This is a genomic window from Enterobacter sp. R4-368 (assembly GCF_000410515.1).
GTDB lineage: Bacteria > Pseudomonadota > Gammaproteobacteria > Enterobacterales > Enterobacteriaceae > Kosakonia.
The window spans coordinates 4,764,978-4,788,778 of the sequence record NC_021500.1 but is presented as its reverse complement, the minus strand read 5'-3'; the positions used below and the strand labels follow the sequence as shown (position 1 = coordinate 4,788,778).

Genomic DNA, 23,801 nt, shown 5'->3' with positions numbered 1-23,801 from the left:
CCTTTATGCGCCGTTTTTCAGAGCCTCCAGATACTCCCAGCGTTCAAACGCTTCCTCAAGCGCTTGCTCCGCCGAAGCCATATCGGCTAAGACTTTCTGCGTATGGTCGTGCGGCTGGCTAAAGAAACTGGCATCGGCGACCTGCGCTTGCAAATCCCCAAGTTGTGCTTCCAGTTGTTCCAGCTTTTGCGGTAATTGTTCCAGTTCACGCTGCAGGTTATAGCTTAGTTTGTTACTGTTGCGTTTGACAGTTTCTGCTTTGGCTACCGGCGCTTCCATACTTTTTTTCGCGGCGTCCTGTTTTTGCATCTGCGACGCCGCCTGCTGACCACGGGCATCGTGATAGCCGCCAACATACTGACCAATCTGGCCGTCGCCTTCGAAGATCCAGCATTCGGTCACGGTATTATCAACGAACTGACGATCGTGGCTCACCAGCAGAACCGTACCCTGATAGGCATCGATAAGCTCTTCCAGCAGTTCCAGCGTTTCAACATCCAGATCGTTGGTTGGTTCATCGAGAATTAACAGGTTGCTGGGTTTCAGGAACAAACGCGCCAGCAACAGTCGGTTACGTTCCCCGCCAGAGAGCGCACGTACCGGCGTCATCGCCCGTTTCGGATGGAACAGAAAGTCCTGCAAGTAGCCCAGAATGTGGCGCGGCTTGCCGTTCACCAGCACTTCTTGCTTACCTTCAGCAAGGTTGTCCATCACCGTTTTATCCGGATCCAGTTCGGCGCGGTGCTGATCGAAATAGGCCACTTCCAGCTTGGTACCGACATGGACACGCCCGCTATCGGCTTTGAGTTGATCCAGCATCAATTTGAGCAGCGTAGTCTTACCGCAGCCGTTCGGGCCGATCAGCGCGATTTTGTCGCCGCGCTGCACCTGCGTGGAGAAATTGCGCACCAGCACTTTGCCATCGATGCCGTAATTGACGTCTTCCATCTCGAAAACAATCTTGCCGGAGCGGGAGGCCTCTTCCACCTGCATCTTCGCGCTGCCCATCACTTCACGGCGTTCACTGCGCTCGCGGCGCATGGCTTTTAACGCGCGGACGCGGCCTTCGTTACGAGTACGACGCGCCTTGATGCCCTGGCGGATCCACACCTCTTCCTGCGCCAGCTTGCGATCAAATTCCGCATTTTGCAGCTCTTCCACGCGCAGGGCTTCTTCTTTCTCCAGCAGATATTGATCGTAATTGCCCGGATAGGAAACCAGCTTGCCGCAATCGAGGTCGACGATACGCGTCGCCATATTGCGAATAAACGAACGATCGTGAGAGATAAAGATGATGGTGCCGCCGAAAGATTTCAGGAACCCTTCCAGCCAGTCGATAGTTTCAATATCCAGGTGGTTGGTTGGTTCGTCGAGCAGCAGCACTCGCGGACCGCTCACCAGCGCGCGCCCCAGCGCTGCCTTACGCAACCAGCCGCCGGAAAGGGCGGAGAGCGACATGTCCGCCGTTAGCCCAAGCTGCGCCAGCACTTCATTGATACGGTTTTCCAGTTGCCACAAACCGTGGTGATCCAGCATCTCCTGCACACGCGCTAACTCGGCGAGGTTTTTATCGCTCGGATCGCTCATCACCAGGTGGGAAATCTCATGGTAGCGCTTGAGATACTCGGCCTGCTCTTCAATCCCTTCAGCGACAAAATCGTAGACGCTGCCGGTAACATTACGCGGCGGATCCTGTTGCAGGCGTGCCACCACCAAATCTTGCTCATACACAATGCGACCATCATCCAGGTTAACTTCCCGGTTGAGGATCTTCATCAGCGTTGATTTCCCCGCGCCGTTACGCCCAACAAGGCACACGCGTTCGTTTTCTTCGATATGCAGCTCAGCATTATCGAGAAGCGGCGCATCGCTGAATGACAGCCACGCGCCATGCATACTGATTAATGACATTTATTTATCCTTTCAGGCTGCGGTAATCAGCCAGCAGTTGTGGATCTGACGGTTGCGGGCAAAATCCTGCGACTGCGTTTTTTGGGTGATTTCTTGTGCTTTAAGATCCAGTTTCGCCAGCCCGTCGAGATCCATACGGAAACCGCGTTTGTTATTGGAAAACATGATCGTGCCGCCCTTACGCAACAGGCGTTTGAGATCCTGCATCAGCGCCATATGGTCGCGCTGTACATCAAAAGACTCTTCCATACGTTTGGAGTTGGAGAAGGTCGGCGGATCGATAAAGATCAGGTCGAACTGCTCATCAGTATCGCGCAGCCACGCAAGGCAGTCGGCCTGGATCAGGCGATGCGCACGACCGCTCAGGCCATTAAGACGCAGGTTGCGCTCGGCCCACTCCAGATAGGTACGTGACATATCCACCGTTGTCGTCGAACGCGCGCCGCCCAGCCCCGCATGCACACTGGCGCTGCCGGTATAAGAGAATAGATTCAGGAAATCTTTGCCTTTACTCATTTGGCCGAGCATACGGCGCGCGATACGGTGATCGAGGAACAAACCGGTATCAAGATAATCGGTCAGGTTGACCCACAGGCGAGCGTTATATTCGCTCACTTCCATGAAATCACCCTTTTCATTCATTTTCTGATACTGATTGTTGCCCTTCTGCCGTTCACGGGTTTTCAACACCAGCTTGTTTGGCGCAATCCCCAACACATGAATAGTGGCCGCAATGATGTCAAACAGACGCTGGCGCGCTTTTTGCGCATCAATCGTTTTCGGTGCGGCATACTCCTGCACCACCACCCAATCGGCATAGCGATCGACCGCGACGTTGTAATCCGGCAGATCGGCATCGTACAGGCGATAACATTCGATACCTTCCTGACGCGCCCATTTTTCCAGCTTTTTAACGTTCTTGCGCAGGCGATTCGCGTAATCTTCCGCCATTGCCGGCGCTTTCGCTTCGCCGGTATTTTCCGCCAGATGGTAATTTTTCTGCACGCAATCCAGTGGACCGTTTTTCGCTTTGAACTGGCGCTCAGCACGCAGTTGCAGGCAGTTCAGCAGATCAACCGAGGCGCTAAACAGTGACAGATTCCAGCCGCCAAATTGTGCTTTCAGCAGACGGCCCAACAGGCTGTGCAGCGCGATCAGCGCCGGTTCACTCTCCAGACGCTCACCATACGGCGGGTTACTGATCACCGTACCGTACGGGCCTTTTGGCAGCGGGTTGCTCAGCTCGGCAACATCTTTCACCTCAAAGGTGACCAGCTCGCCAATCCCGGCGCGTCGGGCGTTTTTACGGGCGATATCGATAACGCGCGCGTCGCTGTCTGACCCATAAAAATGGGAGGCGTAATTCGCCAGCCCCGCGCGCGCGCGCGTTTGCGCCTCGGCTTTCACCTCTTGCCACAGCGCTTCATCGTGCTGTGCCCAGCCACCAAAACCCCAGTGGCCGCGGTGCAGACCCGGCGCGCGATCGGTCGCCGCCATCGCAGCTTCAATCAGCAGCGTCCCGGAGCCGCACATTGGATCGAGCAGCGGCGTGCCTGGCTGCCAGCCAGAACGCATCACGATCGCGGCGGCCAGGTTTTCTTTGATCGGCGCCATCCCGGTGCGATCGCGGTAGCCGCGCAGGTGCAAACCTTCACCGCTCAGATCAAGGGAGATATTTGCCGTATCCTGGTTCAGCCAGACGTTAATACGCAGGTCCGGCATCTCACGTTCCACATTCGGACGCGGCAGGTTTTTGCGGGTAAAGCTGTCGACGATCGCATCTTTGACTTTCAGCGCGCCGTACTGGCTGTTACGAATTTCATCGTTCAGGCCGCTAAAATGGACGGCGAAGGTTGCGCCCGGATTAAACATCTCTGTCCAGCTGATCGCCTGCACGCCGAGGTAGAGATCAAGATCGCTGTAAACCTTGCACTCCCCGAGCGGCAGCATAATGCGCGAAGCCAGACGACTCCACATCAGGCTCTGGTACAGGAGCCGCGTGTCCCCTTCAAAATGGACACCACCCTGAACAACCCGGCACTCAACGGCACCGAGTTTTTCCAGTTCAGTTTTTAACAGCTCTTCCAGCCCGCGGGCCGTACTGGCAAACAGAGAAATCATAATGTCACTTACACTCAACGAAAATTGTTGCGCATTATAGCTAATCTGGCGTTCATGTCATAAAGTTGAGGGCTAATTTTCATCAGACAGGGGGAAGACGTGCCAACGCTTTCACGTCTTTTTATTCATCCGGTAAAATCCATGCGTGGTATTGGCCTGACGCATGCGCTTGCCGATATCAGCGGCCTCGCTTTTGACCGTGTTTTTATGGTCACGCAACCCGATGGCACTTTTATTACCGCACGACAGTATCCGCAGATGGTGCGCTTTACGCCCTCACCGTTAACCGATGGTTTGCACCTGACCGCACCGGATGGCAGCAGCGCGGTGATTCGCTTTGCCGATTTTGCGCCCGACGCCGCGCCCACGGAAGTATGGGGAAACCACTTTATTGCCCTTATCGCGCCCGACGAGATTAATCGCTGGCTGAGCGGCTTTTTTTCGCGCGAGGTGCAGTTGCGCTGGGTTGGACCTGAATTAACCCGCCGCGTTAAACACCACGACGACGTACCGTTATCTTTCGCCGATGGTTTTCCCTATCTGTTGGCTAACGAAGCCTCGCTGCGTGATGTACAAAACCGTTGCCCGGCCAGCGTGAAAATGGAGCAGTTTCGCCCCAACCTGGTAGTGACGGGCGCGCAGCCGTGGGAAGAGGACAGCTGGAAAGTGGTGCGTATTGGCGAGGTGGTTTTCGATGTCGTGAAACCGTGCAGCCGGTGTGTGTTCACCACCGTCAGCCCGGAGCGCGGGCAAAAACACCCCTCCGGTGAGCCTCTCGCGACCTTACAGCGTTTTCGCACCGCGCAGGACAACGGTACCGTCGATTTCGGCCAAAACCTGATTGCCCGTAATAGCGGTGTGATCCGCGTTGGCGATGAAGTGGCCGTGCTGGCAACGGCGCCGGCGAAAATATACGGCGCAGGCGAAGCCGAAGAGGCTGTTGAACAGGGTGCGCAACCCGCAGGCACGGTAGAAATCAACTGGCAAGGTCAAACATTTCGCGGCAATAACCAACAAGTGTTGCTTGAACAGCTTGAAAATCAGGGGATTCGCGTGCCCTACTCGTGTCGCGCCGGGATTTGCGGTTGCTGCCGGATCCGCGTAGTGGAAGGTGAAGTCAGTGCGCTGAAGAAATCAGCGGTTGCGCCGGATGGTTCAATTCTCTGCTGTAGCTGTGTGCCGAAAACATCACTGCGACTGGAGGCTTAAACCGCCTGTTCGAATTGAATTGCGTTGGTATGTAACTGTGGTTTGAGGCGATCGTTCATAATTTTAATCGCATCGCCCAGTTGCATAGTGCGCCCGGCAATTACCACGCCGGGTTGCGCCAGCAGACACAGCGCAGCATTGTCACCCGGTTCAACCACCAGCAGATTCACACACTCCTGCGTATCGCTGAGCCAGACGCAAGCACCTTCGCCCGTAACAGGCGTCCACAGGGAATCATGCGTCATGAAGTGCCAGCTTTTCGGCATTTGCGGCTTGAGGAAGCGAATCGCTACCAGCGCGTTAAGTACCAGTTCAGCGCGTTGCTCATGGGATAACGGCAAATCGCGGCATTTTTCATCAAAGGAGAAATAGAGCGCAGCATCATCCACGCAAAAACCAGACGGTGAGAAAGCGTCTGGCGTCAGCATCTTACGGGCAAAACGAGAGCGAAATAACATGCCATTGGCTAAATCGAGCATCATGCGATCATGCTCATCATCAAAATACCAGCGCCAATTATCGTCAGGTTTAATTCGCATTTTCCTCTCCCCTTCCCCTAAACATCCTGTCGCTTTTTCATCCTGTTTGCCGCCTCGTTTATTACCTAAATAATAAAAGACTAAAATGTTTAAATTAGCAACAGTGGTGGAATATAAAACAACCAGGGCGGGAAATAAAGCCCTGGTTGTGCAGGAAGGGATAAAAGATTAGATATGGGTAACGATTTCTTTAATCAGCGGTGGACCTTTAAAAATAAAGCCCGAATAAATTTGCACCAGTGACGCACCGGCGGCGATTTTCTCGCGAGCCGCTATCACCGAGTCGATGCCACCTACGCCAATAATCGGCAAGCGTCCGTTTAATTCTTGCGACAACCGCCGAATAATTTCCGTGCTTTTTAATTGCAACGGACGACCACTTAACCCACCCGTTTCGTCACAATGTTTCATTCCCTGTACCAGCGATCTTTCAAGCGTAGTATTAGTGGCAATAACACCATCAATATTGTGGCGAACTAAACTATCGGCCACCTGGATCAATTCTTCTTCAGAAAGATCTGGTGCGATCTTTACGGCTACCGGAACATATTTATGATGCACATTTTGCAGATCGTTTTGCTTATTCTTAATTGCCGTAAGCAGATCGTCCAGCGCTTCGCCATATTGTAACGTGCGCAAACCGGGCGTATTTGGCGAAGAAATATTAATGGCGATATAACCGGCGTAGGCATAGATTTTTTCCATACAAATCAGGTAGTCATCTTTACCCTGCTCAACTGGCGTGTCTTTATTCTTGCCAATATTAATGCCCAACACACCGTCGAAGTGTGATTTCTTCACGTTCTCAACCAGGTTATCCACGCCAAGATTATTAAAGCCCATACGGTTGATCAGCCCTTCGGCGTCCACCAGACGGAAGATCCTCGGCTTGTCATTACCCGGCTGCGGGCGTGGCGTCACGGTACCGATTTCGATGGCGCCAAACCCCATCGCGCCCAGCGCATCAATGCACTCACCATTTTTATCCAGCCCGGCCGCTAACCCCAACGGGTTCTTAAAGGTCAGCCCCATGCATTTGACCGGCTTCTCCGGTACACGCTGACGTACAAGGGCTTCGAAAGGTGTGCCGGTAATACGGCGTAATTGCTGGAACGTTAATTCATGAGCGCGCTCTGGATCGAGCTGGAAAAGGGCTTTACGAACGAAGGGGTAGTACATGAACTCTCCTGGATTCCCGGTTGCAAACCGGGGGCGTATTATCAGTGATTACCCGACGAAAGGGAATTGACCTGCGGCAAAAAAAGGCGAATCGACGCAATCGTTTTCTCTTACCTCTCTCCTTTATGCAAATTTCAGCATATTTTCATCGAATAAATCATTTAGTGGAATAAATCGACTCTGCCACACTGCCCTTAATTGTTATTAATGTTATCTAAAAGCAAACAATTGGTTATAAGGAGCGATTATGAGAGTTGTCACCCTGGCCGGAAGCCCGCGCTTTCCCTCCCGCTCCAGCGCGTTGCTGGAGTATGCCCGCGAGCGCCTGAATGCGCAGGATATCGAAGTGTGTCACTGGCATTTGCAAAATTTCGCGCCGGAGGATCTCCTCTATGCCCGCTTTGATAGCCCCGCGTTACAAACATTTATTGGGCAACTCAACGAGGCCGACGGGTTAATCGTCGCGACACCTATTTATAAAGCGGCTTACTCCGGCGCCCTGAAAACGCTGCTCGATCTGCTGCCCGAACGGGCGCTGGAAGGCAAAGTGGTGTTACCGCTGGCCACTGGCGGCACCGTGGCGCATATGCTGGCGGTGGATTACGCCCTGAAGCCGGTGCTCAGCGCACTGAAAGCGCAAGAGATCCTGCATGGCGTCTTCGCCGATGATAGCCAGGTGCTGGATTACCAGCATAAGCCCAGCCTGACGCCCAATCTGCAAACCCGACTGGATAAGGCGCTGGAAACTTTCTGGCAAGCGCTGCACCGCCGGGATATCCAGGCGCCGGATTTCCACCTGCCGCAAGGAGTCGCGCATGTTTAACCTGTTTAAAAATCGCGCGCAATGGCTGGCGTTAAGCGGTTTACTGACGCTTTCCGCCTGGACGCAGGCCGCCGAACCGGCACCGGAAAGTTTGCGTATTGGTTACCAGAAAGGCAGCGTCAGCATGGTGCTGGCAAAAAGCCATGAACTACTGGAAAAACGCTACCCGAACACCAAAATCACCTGGACGGAATTCCCGGCAGGCCCGCAAATGCTGGAAGCACTGAATATTGGCAGTATCGATCTCGGCAGCACGGGCGACATTCCGCCAATTTTTGCGCAAGCCGCGGGGGCGGATCTTCTGTATGTCGGCGTTGAGCCACCAAAGCCGAAAGCAGAAGTGATCCTTGTTGCACAAAACAGTCCAATTAAAACGGTTGCCGATTTGAAAGGGCATAAAGTCGCTTTCCAGAAAGGTTCCAGTTCACACAATTTACTGCTGCGCGCACTGCAACAGGCCGGGCTGAAATTCAGCGATATTCAGCCGGTGTTTCTGACACCTGCGGATGCGCGCGCCGCGTTCCAGCAAGGTAACGTTGATGCATGGGCCATCTGGGATCCTTACTACTCGGCCGCGCTACTGCAGGGTGGCGTGCGGGTACTGAAAGACGGCACCACGCTGAAACAGACTGGCTCCTTCTATTTAGCTTCGCGTCCCTATGCGGAAAAAAACGGTGCATTTATTCAGGGCGTTCTGAACACCTTTAGCGAAGCCGATGCGTTAACCATTAGCCAGCGTGACGAAAGCATCGCGCTGTTTGCCAAAACGCTGGGGCTGCCCCAGCCGGTGATTGCCAGCTATTTCGATCACCGTCCACCGACCAAAATCTCACCGGTCGATGACACCACCGCCGCACTGCAACAGCAAACGGCCGATCTCTTTTATGAGAACCGGTTGCTACCGAAAAAAGTCGATATTCGCACCCGTATCTGGCAACCGGCCAAACAAGGAGCCAAATCATGAGCTTAAATCTGTTCTGGTTTTTACCCACCCACGGCGATGGTCACTACTTAGGGACGGACCACGGCTCGCGCCCGGTAGATCATGCTTATTTACAACAAGTCGCTCAGGCGGCGGATCGTTTAGGGTTCAGCGGGGTGCTGATCCCGACCGGACGCTCCTGTGAAGATGCGTGGCTGGTCGCCGCCTCACTTGTCCCGGTAACGCAGCGGTTGAAGTTTCTTGTCGCCCTGCGTCCCAGCGTCACGTCGCCGACCGTTGCTGCACGCCAGGCGGCCACGCTGGACAGGCTATCAAATGGACGTGCGCTGTTTAACCTGGTAACCGGCAGCGATCCGCAGGAACTGGCCGGAGACGGCGTATTTCTCGATCATACGCAGCGTTATGAAGCCTCCGCGGAGTTTACTCACGTCTGGCGTCGTCTGCTGGAAGGCGACACTGTAGACTTCGAGGGCAAACATATTCATGTACGCGGCGCGAAACTCTTTTTCCCGCCGGTGCAGCAACCGCGACCGCCGCTCTATTTCGGTGGATCGTCCGATGTGGCGCAGGATCTGGCCGCTGAGCAGGTTGACCTCTATCTGACATGGGGCGAGCCGCCAGCGCAGGTAAAAGAAAAAATTGAACAGGTGCGCGCCAAAGCCGCAGCCCACGGGCGTAAAGTGCGCTTCGGTATTCGGCTGCATGTGATTGTCCGGGAAACGAATGCCGAAGCCTGGCAGGCAGCGAATAACCTGATCGCCCATCTGGATGATGCCACGATTGCTAAAGCGCAGGCCGCCTTCTCTCGCCAGGATTCCGTAGGTCAACAGCGGATGGCGGCGCTTCATGGCGGCAAGCGCGATCAACTGGAGATCAGCCCCAACCTGTGGGCTGGCGTTGGGCTGGTACGCGGCGGCGCGGGAACCGCGCTGGTGGGCGATGGCCCGACCGTCGCGGCAAGAATCGATGAATACGCTGAGCTTGGCATCGACAGCTTTATTCTTTCCGGCTATCCACACCTGGAAGAGGCATATCGCGTCGGCGAACTGCTGTTCCCGCACCTGGATGTCGCGGTGCCGCAAATTCCGCAGCCACAACCGTTGCAGTTACAGGGCGAAACGGTGGCGAACGAGTTTATTCCCCGAAAAGTGGCGCAAAGCTGAGGCAATTATGGCGGCAGAAAAGAAATGGCTCCTGCACATTGCCCCCTGGCTACTGCCGGTGGGGATTGTGGTGGTGTGGCAAATCGCCTCCTCCACCGGCTTGCTCTCCACGCGCATCCTTCCCTCACCGGAAGGCGTGCTGGAAGCATTCTGGACATTAAGCGTGAGCGGTGAATTGTGGCAACACCTGGCGATCAGCTCCTGGCGCGCGGTAATTGGTTTCTCGATTGGCGGCACTATCGGTCTCACACTGGGGTTGATTAGCGGGTTGTCGCGCTGGGGAGAACGTCTGCTGGATACCTCCATCCAGATGTTGCGCAATGTGCCGCATCTGGCGCTGATCCCACTGGTTATCTTGTGGTTTGGTATCGATGAGAGTGCGAAAATTTTTCTTGTCGCGCTCGGCACGTTGTTCCCCATTTATATCAATACCTGGCACGGCATTCGTAATATCGACCGGGGATTGCTGGAGATGGCGCGCAGCTACGGTTTGTCCGGTTTTGCGCTCTTTGTTCATGTGATCCTGCCCGGCGCGCTGCCGTCGATTATGGTCGGGGTACGCTTTGCGCTCGGCCTGATGTGGCTGACGCTGATTGTTGCCGAGACTATTTCCGCCAACGCCGGAATTGGCTACCTGGCGATGAACGCCAGAGAGTTTCTGCAAACGGATGTTGTGGTGGTAGCCATTATTCTCTATGCCCTGCTCGGCAAACTGGCCGATGTGAGTGCGCAATTGCTGGAGCGCCTGTGGCTGCGCTGGCATCCCGCTTACCACGTGAAGGAGGCAACAGCATGAATACGGCGCGACTCACTCAGGGGATCCCGTTGTTATTAAACGGCGTGAGTAAACGTTACGGCGATAACACCGTGCTCAGCGGCCTGGATCTGCATATTGCCGCCGGGCAGTTTGTCGCCGTGGTAGGCCGCAGCGGTGGAGGCAAAAGCACATTGCTGCGCCTGCTGGCCGGGCTGGAAACCGCCAATGCCGGAGAGCTGTTAGCGGGCAATACACCACTGGCGAATATTCAAAACGACACGCGGATGATGTTTCAGGATGCCCGGCTGCTGCCATGGAAGTCTGTGATAGATAATGTTGGTTTAGGGTTGAAAGGCCGCTGGCGGGAAGCCGCACAGGATGCGTTACGCGCGGTCGGGCTGGAACAGCGAGCCAGCGAGTGGCCTGCGGCGTTGTCCGGCGGGCAGAAACAGCGGGTCGCGCTGGCACGGGCGCTGGTACATCAACCGGGGTTGCTGCTGCTCGACGAACCCCTGGGTGCGCTGGATGCGTTAACCCGTCTGGAGATGCAGGCACTGATTATGGAGCTGTGGCAGACACACGGTTTCACGGTAGTACTGGTGACGCATGATGTCAGTGAAGCGGTAGCGATGGCGGATCGCGTCCTGTTAATAGAAGAGGGAAAAATCGGGCTGGACCTGGCCATCGATCTGCCGCATCCGCGCCGCCTCGGTTCGGTGAGACTGGCAGAACTGGAAGCGGAAGTGTTGAATCGGGTGATGAAACGCAGCGAGTCGGAAACCGTTCCGTTCCCAAAAACGCGTCACGCTTAATGTTCTGTAGTAACCAGCACAGGTCGCGCCCGTTAAGGTTTATTGCTTACTGAAAACCACGCTCTGTCGGCGCAGTCGTCAACCGGTTTGAATTCAGCCAGGTGGGCGGGGGTAAATCACGGACTGGTATACGCGGCTTTATAACGGTTTCGGCGCGCCCTTTGCGGGGAAAACAGTGCCGCCTTCGGTGAAGGCGGCATTTTTGTTACGCCAGCGCTTTGCTGACTTTCTCGTACAGATCGCCGGAAAGGTTCGGCAACGCTTTTAACTGCTCCAGCGCCGCACGCATCATCGCCTGACGTTTAGCGTCATAGCGTTTCAGGCGGATCAGCGGCTCAATCAGACGCGATGCCACTTGCGGGTTGCGGCTGTTCAGCTCGGTTAGCATTTCCGCCAGGAACTGATAGCCGCTACCATCCAGCGCATGGAACGCTGCCGGGTTGCTGCTGGCGAAAGCACCAATCAGCGAGCGGATGCGGTTCGGGTTGCTGAGGGTGAACGAGCGGTGTTTCAACAGGCTGCGCACCGTTTGCAGTACATCTTTCGCCGGGCTGGTGGCCTGCAGAATAAACCATTTATCCATCACCAGACCGTCGTGATGCCATTTGTCATCGTACTCCTGCATCAGCGCATCGCGGCACGGCAGTTGCGCGGCAACCGCCGCCGAAAGCGCCGCCAGCGCATCCGTCATATTATCTGCGTCGTGATACTGCTGGCTCACCAGTTTGTCTGCCAGTTGCGCATCGCCAAACGCCAGGTAACGCAAGCACGTGTTACGCAAAGAGCGTTTGCCGATATCCGCATGTTCAACGCGGTAGCTATCGAGTTTGTGCGCGTTGTACACCGCCAGACACTCATCCGCAAGTTCGGTGGCAAGCGTGCGCGTCAGCGCTTCGCGTACCGCCGCGATGGCCACAGGATCGATGATTTCAAACAGTTCGGCGATCTCATTTGCCGACGGCAGCGTCAGGATCTCTGCGGCAAGCGCAGGATCAATCGTCTCGTCCAGGAGGATCGCGCGAAACGCATCCGCGACATGCAGTGGCAGCGACAGCGCCTGGCCCTGCTGATGGCGCGCAACGTTCAGTTTAATGTGCGTAGCCAGCAGGCTTTGCGCCGCGTCCCAGCGGGAGAAATCGTTACTGGCGTGGCGCATCAGGAAGGTCAGCTGCTGATCGCTCCATTTATATTCCAGCTTCACCGGCGCAGAGAATTCACGCAGCAGCGACGGCACTGGCTGGAAATAGACGTTATCAAAGATAAAGGTCTGTTCCGCCTGAGTGACGTTCAGGACGTTATGTACCGGGTGCCCGTCTTTCTGCAACGGGATCACTTTACCTTCGTTATCGTAAAGTTCGATATCGAACGGGATATGCAGCGGCAGTTTGTCTTGCTGTTCGGCGGTCGGCGGTGTGCGCTGGCTGATGGTCAACGTGTATTGCTCGGTGTTCGGGTTGTAATCATCGTGCACCGTCACCACTGGCGTACCGGCCTGGCTGTACCAGCGGCGGAAATGCGACAGATCGATGTTTGACGCATCCTCCATAGCCTGCACGAAATCGTCGCAGGTCGCCGCGCTACCGTCATGACGCTCAAAATAGAGCTGCATCCCTTTCTGGAAATTCTCTTCGCCAAGCAGCGTATGCATCATGCGAATAACTTCCGCGCCCTTTTCATACACCGTCAGGGTGTAGAAGTTATTCATTTCAATAACTTTATCCGGGCGGATCGGGTGCGCCATCGGGCTGGCGTCTTCGGCGAACTGCAGACCACGCATAGTGCGCACATTATTAATGCGGTTTACCGCACGGGAGCCCAGGTCAGAACTGAACTCCTGATCGCGGAACACCGTCAGGCCCTCTTTCAGGCTGAGCTGGAACCAGTCGCGGCAGGTTACGCGGTTACCGGTCCAGTTATGGAAGTATTCGTGACCAATGACGCGCTCGATATCAAGGTAATCTTTATCGGTAGCGGTATCGGTGCGGGCAAGCACGTATTTCGAGTTGAAGATGTTCAACCCTTTGTTTTCCATGGCACCCATATTGAAGAAGTCGACAGCGACAATCATATAGATGTCGAGATCGTATTCGAGGCCGAAACGCTGTTCGTCCCACTTCATGGAATTTTTCAGCGAGGTCATCGCCCACGGTGCACGATCGAGGTTGCCGCGATCGACATATAGCTCCAGCGCCACTTCACGCCCGGAACGGGTGGTGAATGTGTCGCGCAGCACGTCGAAATCTCCGGCGACCAGCGCAAACAGATAGCAGGGTTTCGGGAACGGATCCTGCCACTGTACCCAGTGACGACCATTCTCCAGTTCGCCCTGATCAACACGGTTGCCGTTAGAGAGCAGGAACGGGTAGCGGGTTTTATCGGCAATCAGTTTGGTGGTAAAACGCGCCAGCACATCCGGGCGGTCCAGGTACCAGGTAATATGGCGGAAGCCTTCCGCTTCACACTGCGTACACAGCGCTTCACCGGACTGGTACAGCCCTTCGAGCGCGGTGTTCGCGGCCGGGCTTATTTCATTCACAATGCGCAAGGTAAAACGTTCTGGCAAACCATCGATCACCAGTTGGGAGCCTTCTTCTTTATAGTTGGTCCAGGGCTCATCATTTACGTGAATGGAAATCAGGGTCAGCTCGCCGCCATCCAGGCGCAGCGGCACAGCAGAGGCGCTATGGCGTGACACTTTGCTCAGCGCAGTGACGACGGTTTTGGCGGCGTCAAGGTCAAAGGTCAAGTCAATATCGCTAATCAGGTAGTCCGGCGCACGGTAGTCGTGACGGTATTTGGCTTGTGGCTGTTGTGTCATAAAAAACCTTTAGCATCTTCTGTTGGTTACGACTCCAGTCTATTCCGGTTGCCGCAAACGCGCCACGCAGAATCTTCATCTTTTCAGAGGGAAAAGCTCTGTCTGCTACATTTTTATAACAGTCGGCACGAAATGCCATCGACCCATTCAACGCCTTATGGTGTGATCAGGGTTCAATAACCAGGTAAACAAGGTATACTCCAGCGACATTCTGCTTTGTTTATTGTACTAAACGCTCCTGTAAGAGGATGCTACTGCGCACCATGACTCAACTCGCTTTTTCAGGTCTGCAAACGCTGCTGGATACCGACGCTTACAAGCTGCACATGCAGCAAGCGGTGTTTCACCACTATTATGACGTGCATGTGTCGGCTGAATTCCGCTGTCGCGGCGATGACCTGCTCGGTATCTACGCAGATGCGATTCGCGAACAGGTCGACGCGATGCAATCGTTGCGTCTGCAAGATGACGAGTATCTGTGGCTGTCCGGCCTCCCCTTCTTTCAGCCTGACTACCTTAACTGGCTCCGTCATTTTCGTTATGACCCGCGCCAGGTCACGATTACTAACGACAACGGCAAGCTGCATATCAGCCTTTCCGGCCCGTGGCGCGAAGTGATCATGTGGGAAGTGCCGCTGCTGGCAGTGATCAGTGAAGTGGTTCACCGCTGCCGTTCGCCACAGACTGGCGTGCAGCAGGCTCTGCTGCATCTGGAAGAGAAACTGGCGGATTTCGCTGCGCGCACCGCGCAGGTAGATATGTCCGGTTTCCGTCTGATGGATTTCGGTACGCGCCGCCGTTTCTCCCGCGATGTGCAACAAGCGATAGTCGAACGGTTGCAACAAGAACCCTGGTTTATTGGCACCAGTAATTATGACCTGGCCCGCCGGCTGTCGCTGACCCCCATGGGCACCCAGGCGCATGAGTGGTTCCAGGCCCACCAACAGATCAGCCCCGATTTGGCCACCAGCCAGCGCGCGGCACTCGCGGCCTGGCTTGAGGAGTATCCAAACCAACTGGGGATTGCGTTAACAGACTGCATTACGATGGATGCGTTTTTACGTGATTTCGGTCCGGAATTCGCAACCCGTTACCAGGGTCTGCGCCATGATTCTGGCGATCCGGTGGAATGGGGCGAAAAAGCGATTGCCCACTATGAAAAACTCGGCATCGATCCTCTGTCGAAGACGCTAATATTCTCGGATAATCTCGATCTGAACAAAGCGCTGGATCTCTATTGCCACTTTGCCGATCGCGTCAAGCTGGGTTTTGGTATCGGGACACGCCTGACGTGTGATATTCCCGGCGTAAAACCGCTGAATATTGTTATTAAGCTCGTTGAGTGCAACGGAAAACCGGTAGCAAAATTATCCGACAGCCCCGGGAAAACTATCTGCCATGACAAGGCGTTTGTTCGCGCCTTACGCGAAGCGTTTGACCTGCCGCAGGTCAAAAAAGCCAGTTAATAGCAGGGAGCCTGGGGGCTCCCTTCTTTTTTGCCAATAATTTATTAATGGTTCCTGCGAATTCTGCTTGTCTGATGGCGTACGCCAGGTAACATAGATATCCCCCCTAATCGGGCGGACAAGTGTTTATTTTTTCCGACTATTAACAGAGAGAATATTATGAGCGTTGTGCCTGTAGCCGACGTATTCCATAGCCGCGTGGCCGTTGACAGTGAAGTCACCGTACGCGGATGGGTACGCACCCGCCGAGATTCTAAAGCTGGTATCTCCTTCCTCGCCGTTTATGACGGCTCCTGCTTTAATCCTGTACAGGCCGTTATTAATAATTCTCTGCCCAATTACCATGACGAAGTGCTGCGTCTGACCACCGGTTGCTCCGTTATCGTCACCGGCAAAGTCGTGGCGTCACCGGGCGAAGGCCAGACTCTGGAAATTCAGGCGACCTCTGTCGACGTCACCGGCTGGGTTGAAGATCCGGATACCTACCCGATGGCGGCAAAGCGCCACAGTATTGAATATCTGCGTGAAGTTGCTCACCTGCGCCCGCGCACTAACCTGATTGGCGCGGTTGCGCGCGTTCGCCACACGCTGGCGCAGGCGCTGCATCGTTTCTTCGACGAACAAGGTTTCTTCTGGGTATCTGCGCCGCTTATTACCGCGTCGGATACCGAAGGCGCAGGCGAAATGTTCCGCGTCTCCACGCTGGATATGGAAAACCTGCCGCGTACCGCAGAAGGCAAAGTCGATTTTGATAAAGATTTCTTTGGCAAAGAAGCTTTCCTGACCGTTTCCGGCCAGTTGAATGCGGAAACCTATGCCTGTGCCCTGTCCAAGGTTTATACCTTCGGCCCGACGTTCCGCGCGGAGAACTCCAACACCAGCCGTCACCTGGCTGAATTCTGGATGCTGGAACCAGAAATCGCTTTCGCCGATCTCGACGATAACGCCCGTCTGGCTGAAGCGATGCTGAAATACGCCTTTAAAGCGGTGCTGGAAGAGCGTCTGGACGACCTGAAGTTCTTTGAAGAACGTGTGGACAAAGACGCGATTGGCCGTCTGGAGCGTTTCATCGCGGCAGATTTCGCTCAGGTTGATTACACCGATGCGGTCGCCATTCTCGAAAAATGTGGTGAGAAGTTCGAGAACCCGGTGTACTGGGGCGTTGACCTGGCTTCTGAACATGAACGTTACCTGGCCGAGAAACACTTCAAAGCACCGGTGGTGGTGAAAAACTACCCGAAAGATATTAAAGCGTTCTATATGCGTCTTAACGAAGATGGAAAAACCGTGGCGGCGATGGATGTGCTCGCGCCGGGTATCGGTGAAATCATCGGCGGTTCGCAGCGTGAAGAGCGTCTTGATGTCCTGGATGCCCGTATGGCAGAAATGGGGCTGAATAAAGAAGATTACTGGTGGTATCGCGATCTGCGCCGTTACGGCACTGTACCGCACTCCGGCTTCGGTCTGGGTTTTGAACGCCTGATTGCCTATGTGACAGGCGTACAGAACGTGCGTGATGTGATCCCTTTCCCGCGGACTCCGCGTTCCGCAACATTCTGATGTTCTTAAGGCCAGCGCTATCGCTGGCCTTTTTCATTTATGTGACGCCTGTCAACTTTCATTAACAGTTCACGAGTGTACCCACCAATCCCCGTCGCGTTTTTTACCCTTCTTTGCACCTTTTTACACCTGAAAAACTTCTGTACGTAAATCCCCCAAACCGTTTATTGCGGAATATGTCAGCCTGTTAATTAGCACTTTTGGTTAAAATACGCACAGCAATCTGGATGGCTAAATGCCGTTATAAGAAAAAACACGACACACGCATTTAGCGGATAAGAAAAGCCTTTAGCTTAATTAAATATAAGTAATTCATATAAATAGCAATGATATCGCTCATTAAATCAGCACCCGGTGCTGAACTTTGAGATGGTTCACAAAGTTCCCGAAAATACATAAAATCTTACACAATATTTCTTTTTGTTACTGCTTTAAGACATTTGTAGCACTTTCAGAGTAGCGAAACGTTGTTATGTTTGGAAAGATGCCTTTCAGACACAGAAAGACACCAAACTCTCATCAATAGTTCCGTAAATTTTTTTTGACGGAATTTATTGGCGGCAGTGGCAGGTGTTCAAAAAAACCAATGAGGGTAATAAATAATGATGAAGCGCAATATTCTGGCAGTGGTTATCCCTGCTCTGCTGGCAGCCGGTGCAGCTAACGCTGCAGAAATCTACAACAAAGACGGCAACAAAGTAGACATCTACGGTAAAGCTGTAGGTCTGCACTACTTCTCTAAAGACAACGGTGCCAACAGCTACGGCGGCAACGGCGACCAGACTTATGCACGTCTGGGCTTCAAAGGCGAAACCAAAATCAACGACCAACTGACCGGTTACGGCCAGTGGGAGTACAACTTCCAGGGTAACAACTCTGAAGGTGGTACCGATGCTCAAAGCGGTAACAAAACTCGTCTGGCATTTGCTGGTCTGAAATTCGGCGATTTCGGTTCTTTCGACTACGGTCGTAACTACGGTCTGGTATACGATGCAATCGGCGTAACCGATATGCTGCCAGAGTTTGGTGGTGATACCGCGAACAGCGATAACTTCTTCTCCAGCCGTAACGGTGGTCTGGCAACTTACCGTAACCACAACTTCTTCGGCCTGGTTGATGGTCTGAACTTCGGCGTTCAGTACCTGGGTAAAAACGAGCGTGCTACATCACTCACAGATTCTGCAGATGACATTACTCGTTCAAACGGCGATGGCTGGGCGACTTCTGTAAGCTATGACTTTGAAGGTTTTGGTATCGTTGGTGCATACGGCGCAGCGGATCGTACCAATACTCAGCAAGCTCTGACAACTTACGGTACAACAGGCGATAAAGCTGAGCAGTGGGCGACCGGGATCAAATACGATGCTAACAACATTTACCTGGCAGCATTGTACGGCGAAACTCGTAACGCGACCCGTCTGAAAACAACTCTGCCTGGAAACACCGCTAAGTCCAACGGTTACCTGAACAAAACTCAGGACTTCTCCGTTGTTGCACAGTACCAGTTCGACTTCGGCCTGCGTCCGTCCATCGCTTATTACAAATCTAAAGCGAAAGATGTTGAAGGTATCGGTAGCGAAGATTACATCAACTATGTTGAAGTTGGTGCTACCTACTACTTCAACAAAAACATGTCCACCTATGTTGACTACATCATCAACCAGATTGATAAAGACAACAAACTGGGCGTAGGTTCTGACGACACCGTAGCTGTTGGTATCGTTTACCAGTTCTAATCAGTCACCCTCGACTGTTATATGCATATCAAACAGGGCCTTTGGCCCTGTTTTTTTATGCCTGTAAGATAAATTACGATGAGTTTTGAAAAGCATCGCGCTTTTTATCGCAAACGGTTGGCAATTCCTGTGTCAGCCGTTAACCTGATAGCGGATCTCCCTTCTGTCATCAAAATGGAACCTCGTCATGTTTGAGAATATAACCGCCGCCCCTGCCGACCCCATTCTGGGTCTGGCCGATCTGTTTCGCGCCGATGAACGCCCCAATAAAATCAACTTAGGCATCGGTGTCTATAAAGATGAAACCGGCAAGACCCCGGTGCTGACCAGCGTTAAAAAAGCCGAGCTTTATCTGCTGGAAAATGAAACCACCAAGAACTACCTCGGTATCGACGGTATTCCTGAGTTTGGCCGTTGCACGCAGGAACTGCTGTTCGGCAAAGGCAGCGCGATTATCAATGACAAACGTGCGCGCACCGCGCAAACACCTGGCGGTACGGGTGGCCTGCGTGTGGCGGCAGATTTTCTCGCTAAAAACACCTCCGCAAAACGTGTCTGGGTGAGCAACCCGAGCTGGCCGAACCACAAAGGCGTATTTAACTCCGCCGGGCTGGAAGTGTGTGAATACGCTTATTACGACGCGCAAAATCATGCGCTGGACTTCGAGGGTCTACTGGCAAGCCTGAACAATGCCCAGGCAGGCGATGTGGTGCTGTTCCACGGTTGCTGCCATAACCCGACCGGTATCGATCCAACGCTGGAACAGTGGGAAACACTGGCGAAGCTGTCCGTTGAAAAAGGCTGGCTGCCACTGTTCGACTTCGCTTATCAGGGCTTTGCTCGCGGCCTCGAAGAAGATGCTGAAGGATTACGCGCATTTGCTGCGCTGCATAAAGAGCTGCTGGTTGCCAGTTCGTTCTCAAAAAATTTTGGTCTGTACAATGAACGCGTCGGTGCCTGCACATTGGTGAGCGCAGACGCGGAAAGCGCCGATCGCGCATTCAGCCAGATGAAAGCTGTTATCCGTGCTAACTACTCTAACCCGCCAGCGCACGGCGCGTCGGTGGTTGCAATCATTCTCAGTAACGAGGCTCTGCGTGCCATTTGGGAGCAAGAGTTAACAGACATGCGCCAGCGCATTCAGCGTATGCGCCTGCTGTTTGTTAATACCTTGCAGGAGAAAGGGGCTAACCGCGATTTCAGCTTTATCACCAGACAGAACGGTATGTTCTCCTTCAGCGGCCTGAGCAAAGAACAGGTGCTGCGCTTGCGTGAAGAGTTTGGTATCTACGCGGTTGCTTCAGGGCGCATTAACGTCGCGGGCATGACGCCGGATAATATGTCACCGCTGTGCGAAGCTATCGTTGCCGTACTGTAAGTTACAGCAGCAACAAAAAGGGTCGCCGAAGCGACCCTTTTTTATTTACCAGACCGGTAATTCATCTTGCAGGAACGGATTGTGCAACCGCTCATTTCCCAGCGTAGACATCGGACCATGTCCGGGAAGGAAAGTAACATCATCACCGAGCGGCAACAATTTGCGCTTGATGGAATCAATCAATTGCCCATGGTTGCCCTTCGGGAAATCGCTGCGCCCTACGCCGCCTTTAAAAATCACATCGCCGGAAATCAGCAAACGAGATTGTGCATCAAAGAACACAATGTGCCCCGGCGTATGACCAGGACAGTGCAATACCTGCAGCGTTATTTTACCCACCGTTACGCTGTCGCCTTCATTTAACCAACGATCGGGCGTCAGCGGCTGGCACTCCTCCAGGCCAAACATCCGGCTTTGTGCCGGCAGGCCTTGCAGCCAGAACTCATCTTCTTTTTCCGGGCCGATAATCGGCACACCATAATGCTGCGCCAGTGCGGCTGCGGCACCAACATGATCAAGGTGACCATGCGTAAGCAGGATCTGCGTCAGTGTCACGCCTGAAGCGTCCACTTCCTGAATAATCCGTTCGGCGTCACCGCCGGGATCGACCACGGCGGCAAGTTGGGTCTGCTCACACCAGATAAGCGAACAATTCTGGGAGAACGCGGTAACCGGAATAATACGATAGTTCATACTGCTCCTGTAGCTCAGCCTGAGTTTTACCAGTGCCTTACCGGCCCGGTATCAATATGCACAAAGTTGCTGCTGGGATAGTATCCTACACCACCCGCGCGCAGAGATAACGCGGCTTTGCGAATATTACTCAGCGAAATCCCTTCAATATGGAAATCCATGGCCTGACCTTTGGTGTGATAGCTCTGTTTCGCCACACCGCGGCTGTGTGCGCGTAGTTCATTGTTGGTATCAACAGAACGGTAACCGGAGATCAGTTGCACTGGCTTGCGTGTTCCCAGCAGCCCTTGCAAACGGAAAAGATGGTCGAACAAACGAGGGTCGATGGTTTTGATTTTATTCGCGCGGTAATCACGGAAAAAATGATTAAGTTTTGCTAATTCATCCTGAATATAGCCCCTGCCATCGAAAAACTCAGCTTTAATAGATTCACCGGTATTCAGATTATTCAGCGTCAAAATACGCGGGCGCGGCGTGGAAAGGGTGGCAAAAGCCGGTGTTGGTAAGATGGCAGCACCGAGTGCGACCCCACCCAACGCCAGCAGTTTGCGGCGATTAGCGTCAAATTTATCCATGATAATAAATTCTACAGATAAGCAATGTTGAACAAAATTTATGCACTCGTATAGCGCACGAGAGGCACCTTACCGGGCAACAAACGCCACGTCAAGGCTGCCTCATCCCAGTAAATACGGGCTCTGTAGCCTCCAGAGCCCATTTTCTACCAGTTATTACGACAACACGCTGACTGAAACTGCTTCATTTATCTGATTAATTGTTCAGCTTTCGATAAGATTTGTGCACCCGATCGCGCCGTCAGATCATAATTGTAAATATCTGTGCGATACTGCGTCCGCCCGTCAGCACCGACAAAGGCGGTCAGGTAATAGAGATTGACCGGGATATCATGACGAATATTGACATAACGCGTATCTCCCTGTTTTAGCGCATCAGAAATCCGCGTATCGTTCCATCCCGCATCCTGCAACAGCATATTAGCGAGCTCAGAGGCTTTATTGACACGCACGCAGCCAGAGCTCAATGCCCGCGCCTCTTTCTGGAACAGAGTATGGTTCGGCGTATCATGCAAATAGATAGCGTCCGAGCTCGGCATATTGAACTTATAGCGTCCCAGCGAATTTTGCGCACCAGGGGCCTGCTGGAAACGGAATGGTAAGTTCGCAGGCGTGATGGTCGCCCAGTCAACCATGGACGGGTCGATCGCTTCCTTGCTGTTCCATCCTCGCAATACGGTATAACCGTGGCGCTCAAGATAAGCCGGATCGTTCCATACCTTCGGTAGAATATCCTTACGCGCCAGCGTTGGCGGCACGTTCCACGGCGGGTTAACCACCACGTTGTTCAGCGCGCTGCTCATCATCGGCGTTTTGCGGTCCGGACGGCCCACGATCACCCGTGATGCCAGCACCTGGTTACCGTTGAGGTAATAAACCAGCGAATATTCAGGAATGTTGACCATGATGCCGGTCGAAAGCGTGCCCGGCAGCAAACGCAAGCGCTGGATATTCAGCGCCAGTAACCCGGCGCGCTGCGACGGACTTACGTTCAGCCAGTCGCGCGTCCCCTGGCCAATCACGCCATCCGCATGCAACCCTTGCCATGCCTGGAAACGTTTGACCGCTTCCACCAGTTGGCGGTCATATGCCGCGCGCGTCGGCTGCGCTTTTTTTACGTGCTGAGCCGAAGGGCTAACGGCGACGTTATCACCCGGTAAGGCAATATTTGGTCCCCCCTCCAGCATACCGGTGCGCTGCAGGATCTCACGCAGTGCCGGAATATCATTGCTCCACTGCCCCGGACGCAACGTCACCGTGCTGGTGATTTGCGGCCACGGACGAGCATCGCCCACCAGCGCCAATAGTGACTGGTGCATAGCAGCATACTGCGGGTGATGTGGTGCAAGATGATTGATAAAACCAGGCAGAGATCCATTGTCCAGCGCCAGTTGCCACTGGTTAATGACCGAAATGGCAGGCGTTGTGAGTGCATAAGGTTTGTCGCTATAGAGCCAGCGCTGGCCCTTCGACTGGATACCCGAGACAAAATGCAAATATCCCAGCATCGCATCAGACAGCACAACATCGCGCGCCATGCCGGAAACCGCGGGATCGGTGAGTAATTCAACCCAGGTAGTAAATTGTGGCTGAAACCCTGCAATCGCTACTTCTGCCAGTTGCTGCTGAAACGCCTGCACCGCCTCGCGGTTATCCCACATCGGTTTTTGCCCGCGCGCGGCGTATAACGCAGCGAGCTGATCCATATAGACCGGCGTCCAGTTGGCTGGCAATTGCGACTGAAGCTGTGCGCGCACATCAGCAACGGAAACGCCAGACGGGAAAGGTTTCACGCCGATCAACATCGCCGTCGCAGGCGACTGTTCCTGCGGCTGCGGCAGCACGGTTGGCTGCTCACCTGGCGTCGCCGAGCTATCCACCGGCACGATTTCAGGCTCATCGGCCTGCACACTAAACAGTGGAGCGAATGCGAATGCCAGGCATAAACTCAGCGCCGACATTCGACGACCATACGACTTCTTAAGCAACATCCCTTGCCCCCTGTTTCTCTTACATTGCTCGTGACAAATTCGTCACCTTTCTCTCAGTATATAAAGACAAAAAAGCATTTGCCTTCCCTAATGTAAAGAAGTTTAAAGATTAAACGCGGGCTGGCAA

General features: G+C 53.8%; 18 protein-coding genes. 10 read left to right on the top strand and 8 right to left on the bottom strand.

Going from position 1 to position 23,801, the window contains the following annotated elements; all coding sequences use genetic code 11:
• Positions 1–3: 3 nt before the first annotated feature.
• On the bottom strand, positions 4–1,911 hold the full coding sequence (locus H650_RS22300) for an ABC transporter ATP-binding protein (RefSeq protein ID WP_020457264.1): 1,908 nt from the start codon (positions 1,909–1,911) through the stop codon (positions 4–6).
• A gap of 12 nt (positions 1,912–1,923) precedes the next feature.
• On the bottom strand, positions 1,924–4,032 hold the full coding sequence (gene rlmKL / locus H650_RS22295) for a bifunctional 23S rRNA (guanine(2069)-N(7))-methyltransferase RlmK/23S rRNA (guanine(2445)-N(2))-methyltransferase RlmL (protein ID WP_020457263.1): 2,109 nt from the start codon (positions 4,030–4,032) through the stop codon (positions 1,924–1,926).
• Between the two features lie 99 nt (positions 4,033–4,131).
• Here rlmKL and H650_RS22290 point away from each other — a divergent pair, with 99 nt between their 5' ends.
• Positions 4,132–5,241, top strand: coding sequence for a YcbX family protein (locus H650_RS22290; protein ID WP_071925272.1), 1,110 nt, complete (start codon positions 4,132–4,134; stop codon positions 5,239–5,241).
• Here H650_RS22290 and zapC read toward each other — a convergent pair.
• The gene (gene zapC / locus H650_RS22285; RefSeq protein ID WP_020457261.1) at positions 5,238–5,780 is read right to left on the bottom strand and encodes a cell division protein ZapC; all 543 of its coding nucleotides are present in this window, start codon (positions 5,778–5,780) and stop codon (positions 5,238–5,240) included. The genes H650_RS22290 and zapC overlap by 4 nt on opposite strands.
• Before the next feature lie 168 nt (positions 5,781–5,948).
• Positions 5,949–6,959, bottom strand: a complete 1,011-nt coding sequence (pyrD, locus tag H650_RS22280; protein WP_020457260.1) for a quinone-dependent dihydroorotate dehydrogenase — start codon at positions 6,957–6,959, stop codon at positions 5,949–5,951.
• A gap of 247 nt (positions 6,960–7,206) precedes the next feature.
• Here pyrD and ssuE point away from each other — a divergent pair, with 247 nt between their 5' ends.
• From ssuE to ssuB, 5 genes are read left to right on the top strand one after another with little or no spacing between them, the layout of a single operon-like run.
• Positions 7,207–7,782 carry an NADPH-dependent FMN reductase gene (gene ssuE / locus H650_RS22275; RefSeq protein WP_020457259.1) on the top strand — a complete coding sequence of 192 codons (576 nt, stop codon included), beginning with the start codon at positions 7,207–7,209 and terminating at the stop codon, positions 7,780–7,782.
• A complete protein-coding gene (locus H650_RS22270; protein WP_020457258.1) occupies positions 7,775–8,746 on the top strand; it encodes a sulfonate ABC transporter substrate-binding protein in 972 nt (323 codons plus the stop codon). Before ssuE ends, H650_RS22270 begins: the two co-directional genes overlap by 8 nt.
• Positions 8,743–9,888 (top strand): FMNH2-dependent alkanesulfonate monooxygenase, encoded by a 1,146-nt coding sequence (gene ssuD / locus H650_RS22265; RefSeq protein WP_020457257.1) that lies wholly within the window; start codon positions 8,743–8,745, stop codon positions 9,886–9,888. Before H650_RS22270 ends, ssuD begins: the two co-directional genes overlap by 4 nt.
• A gap of 7 nt (positions 9,889–9,895) precedes the next feature.
• A complete protein-coding gene (gene ssuC, locus H650_RS22260) occupies positions 9,896–10,684 on the top strand; it encodes an aliphatic sulfonate ABC transporter permease SsuC (RefSeq protein ID WP_020457256.1) in 789 nt (262 codons plus the stop codon).
• Complete coding sequence (gene ssuB / locus H650_RS22255; RefSeq protein WP_020457255.1) at positions 10,681–11,457, top strand: aliphatic sulfonates ABC transporter ATP-binding protein; 777 nt, start codon at positions 10,681–10,683, stop codon at positions 11,455–11,457. The genes ssuC and ssuB overlap by 4 nt, the downstream gene beginning before the upstream one ends.
• Positions 11,458–11,662: 205 nt before the next feature.
• On the opposite strand, the gene pepN is transcribed toward ssuB, so the two are convergent.
• A complete protein-coding gene (gene pepN / locus H650_RS22250) occupies positions 11,663–14,275 on the bottom strand; it encodes an aminopeptidase N (protein WP_020457254.1) in 2,613 nt (870 codons plus the stop codon).
• 263 nt (positions 14,276–14,538) lie between these two features.
• Here pepN and pncB point away from each other — a divergent pair, with 263 nt between their 5' ends.
• The 4 genes from pncB (at position 14,539) to H650_RS22230 (ending at position 20,415) form a co-directional block, all read left to right on the top strand.
• A complete protein-coding gene (gene pncB / locus H650_RS22245) occupies positions 14,539–15,741 on the top strand; it encodes a nicotinate phosphoribosyltransferase (RefSeq protein WP_020457253.1) in 1,203 nt (400 codons plus the stop codon).
• Between the two features lie 159 nt (positions 15,742–15,900).
• The gene (gene asnS / locus H650_RS22240) at positions 15,901–17,301 is read left to right on the top strand and encodes an asparagine--tRNA ligase (RefSeq protein WP_020457252.1); all 1,401 of its coding nucleotides are present in this window, start codon (positions 15,901–15,903) and stop codon (positions 17,299–17,301) included.
• A 602-nt stretch (positions 17,302–17,903) separates the two neighbouring features.
• Positions 17,904–19,037 carry a porin OmpF gene (ompF, locus tag H650_RS22235; RefSeq protein WP_020457251.1) on the top strand — a complete coding sequence of 378 codons (1,134 nt, stop codon included), beginning with the start codon at positions 17,904–17,906 and terminating at the stop codon, positions 19,035–19,037.
• A 187-nt stretch (positions 19,038–19,224) separates the two neighbouring features.
• Entirely contained in the window at positions 19,225–20,415 is a 1,191-nt protein-coding gene (locus tag H650_RS22230; protein WP_020457250.1) for an amino acid aminotransferase, read from the top strand.
• 45 nt (positions 20,416–20,460) lie between these two features.
• Here the strand turns inward: H650_RS22230 and H650_RS22225 are convergent, their stop codons facing one another.
• From H650_RS22225 to ldtD, 3 genes are all read right to left on the bottom strand, one after another.
• The gene (locus H650_RS22225) at positions 20,461–21,108 is read right to left on the bottom strand and encodes an MBL fold metallo-hydrolase (RefSeq protein WP_020457249.1); all 648 of its coding nucleotides are present in this window, start codon (positions 21,106–21,108) and stop codon (positions 20,461–20,463) included.
• A gap of 26 nt (positions 21,109–21,134) precedes the next feature.
• Positions 21,135–21,683 (bottom strand): peptidoglycan L,D-endopeptidase MepK, encoded by a 549-nt coding sequence (gene mepK, locus H650_RS22220; protein ID WP_020457248.1) that lies wholly within the window; start codon positions 21,681–21,683, stop codon positions 21,135–21,137.
• 188 nt (positions 21,684–21,871) lie between these two features.
• Complete coding sequence (ldtD, locus tag H650_RS22215; RefSeq protein ID WP_044489605.1) at positions 21,872–23,674, bottom strand: L,D-transpeptidase; 1,803 nt, start codon at positions 23,672–23,674, stop codon at positions 21,872–21,874.
• Positions 23,675–23,801 lie beyond the last annotated feature (127 nt).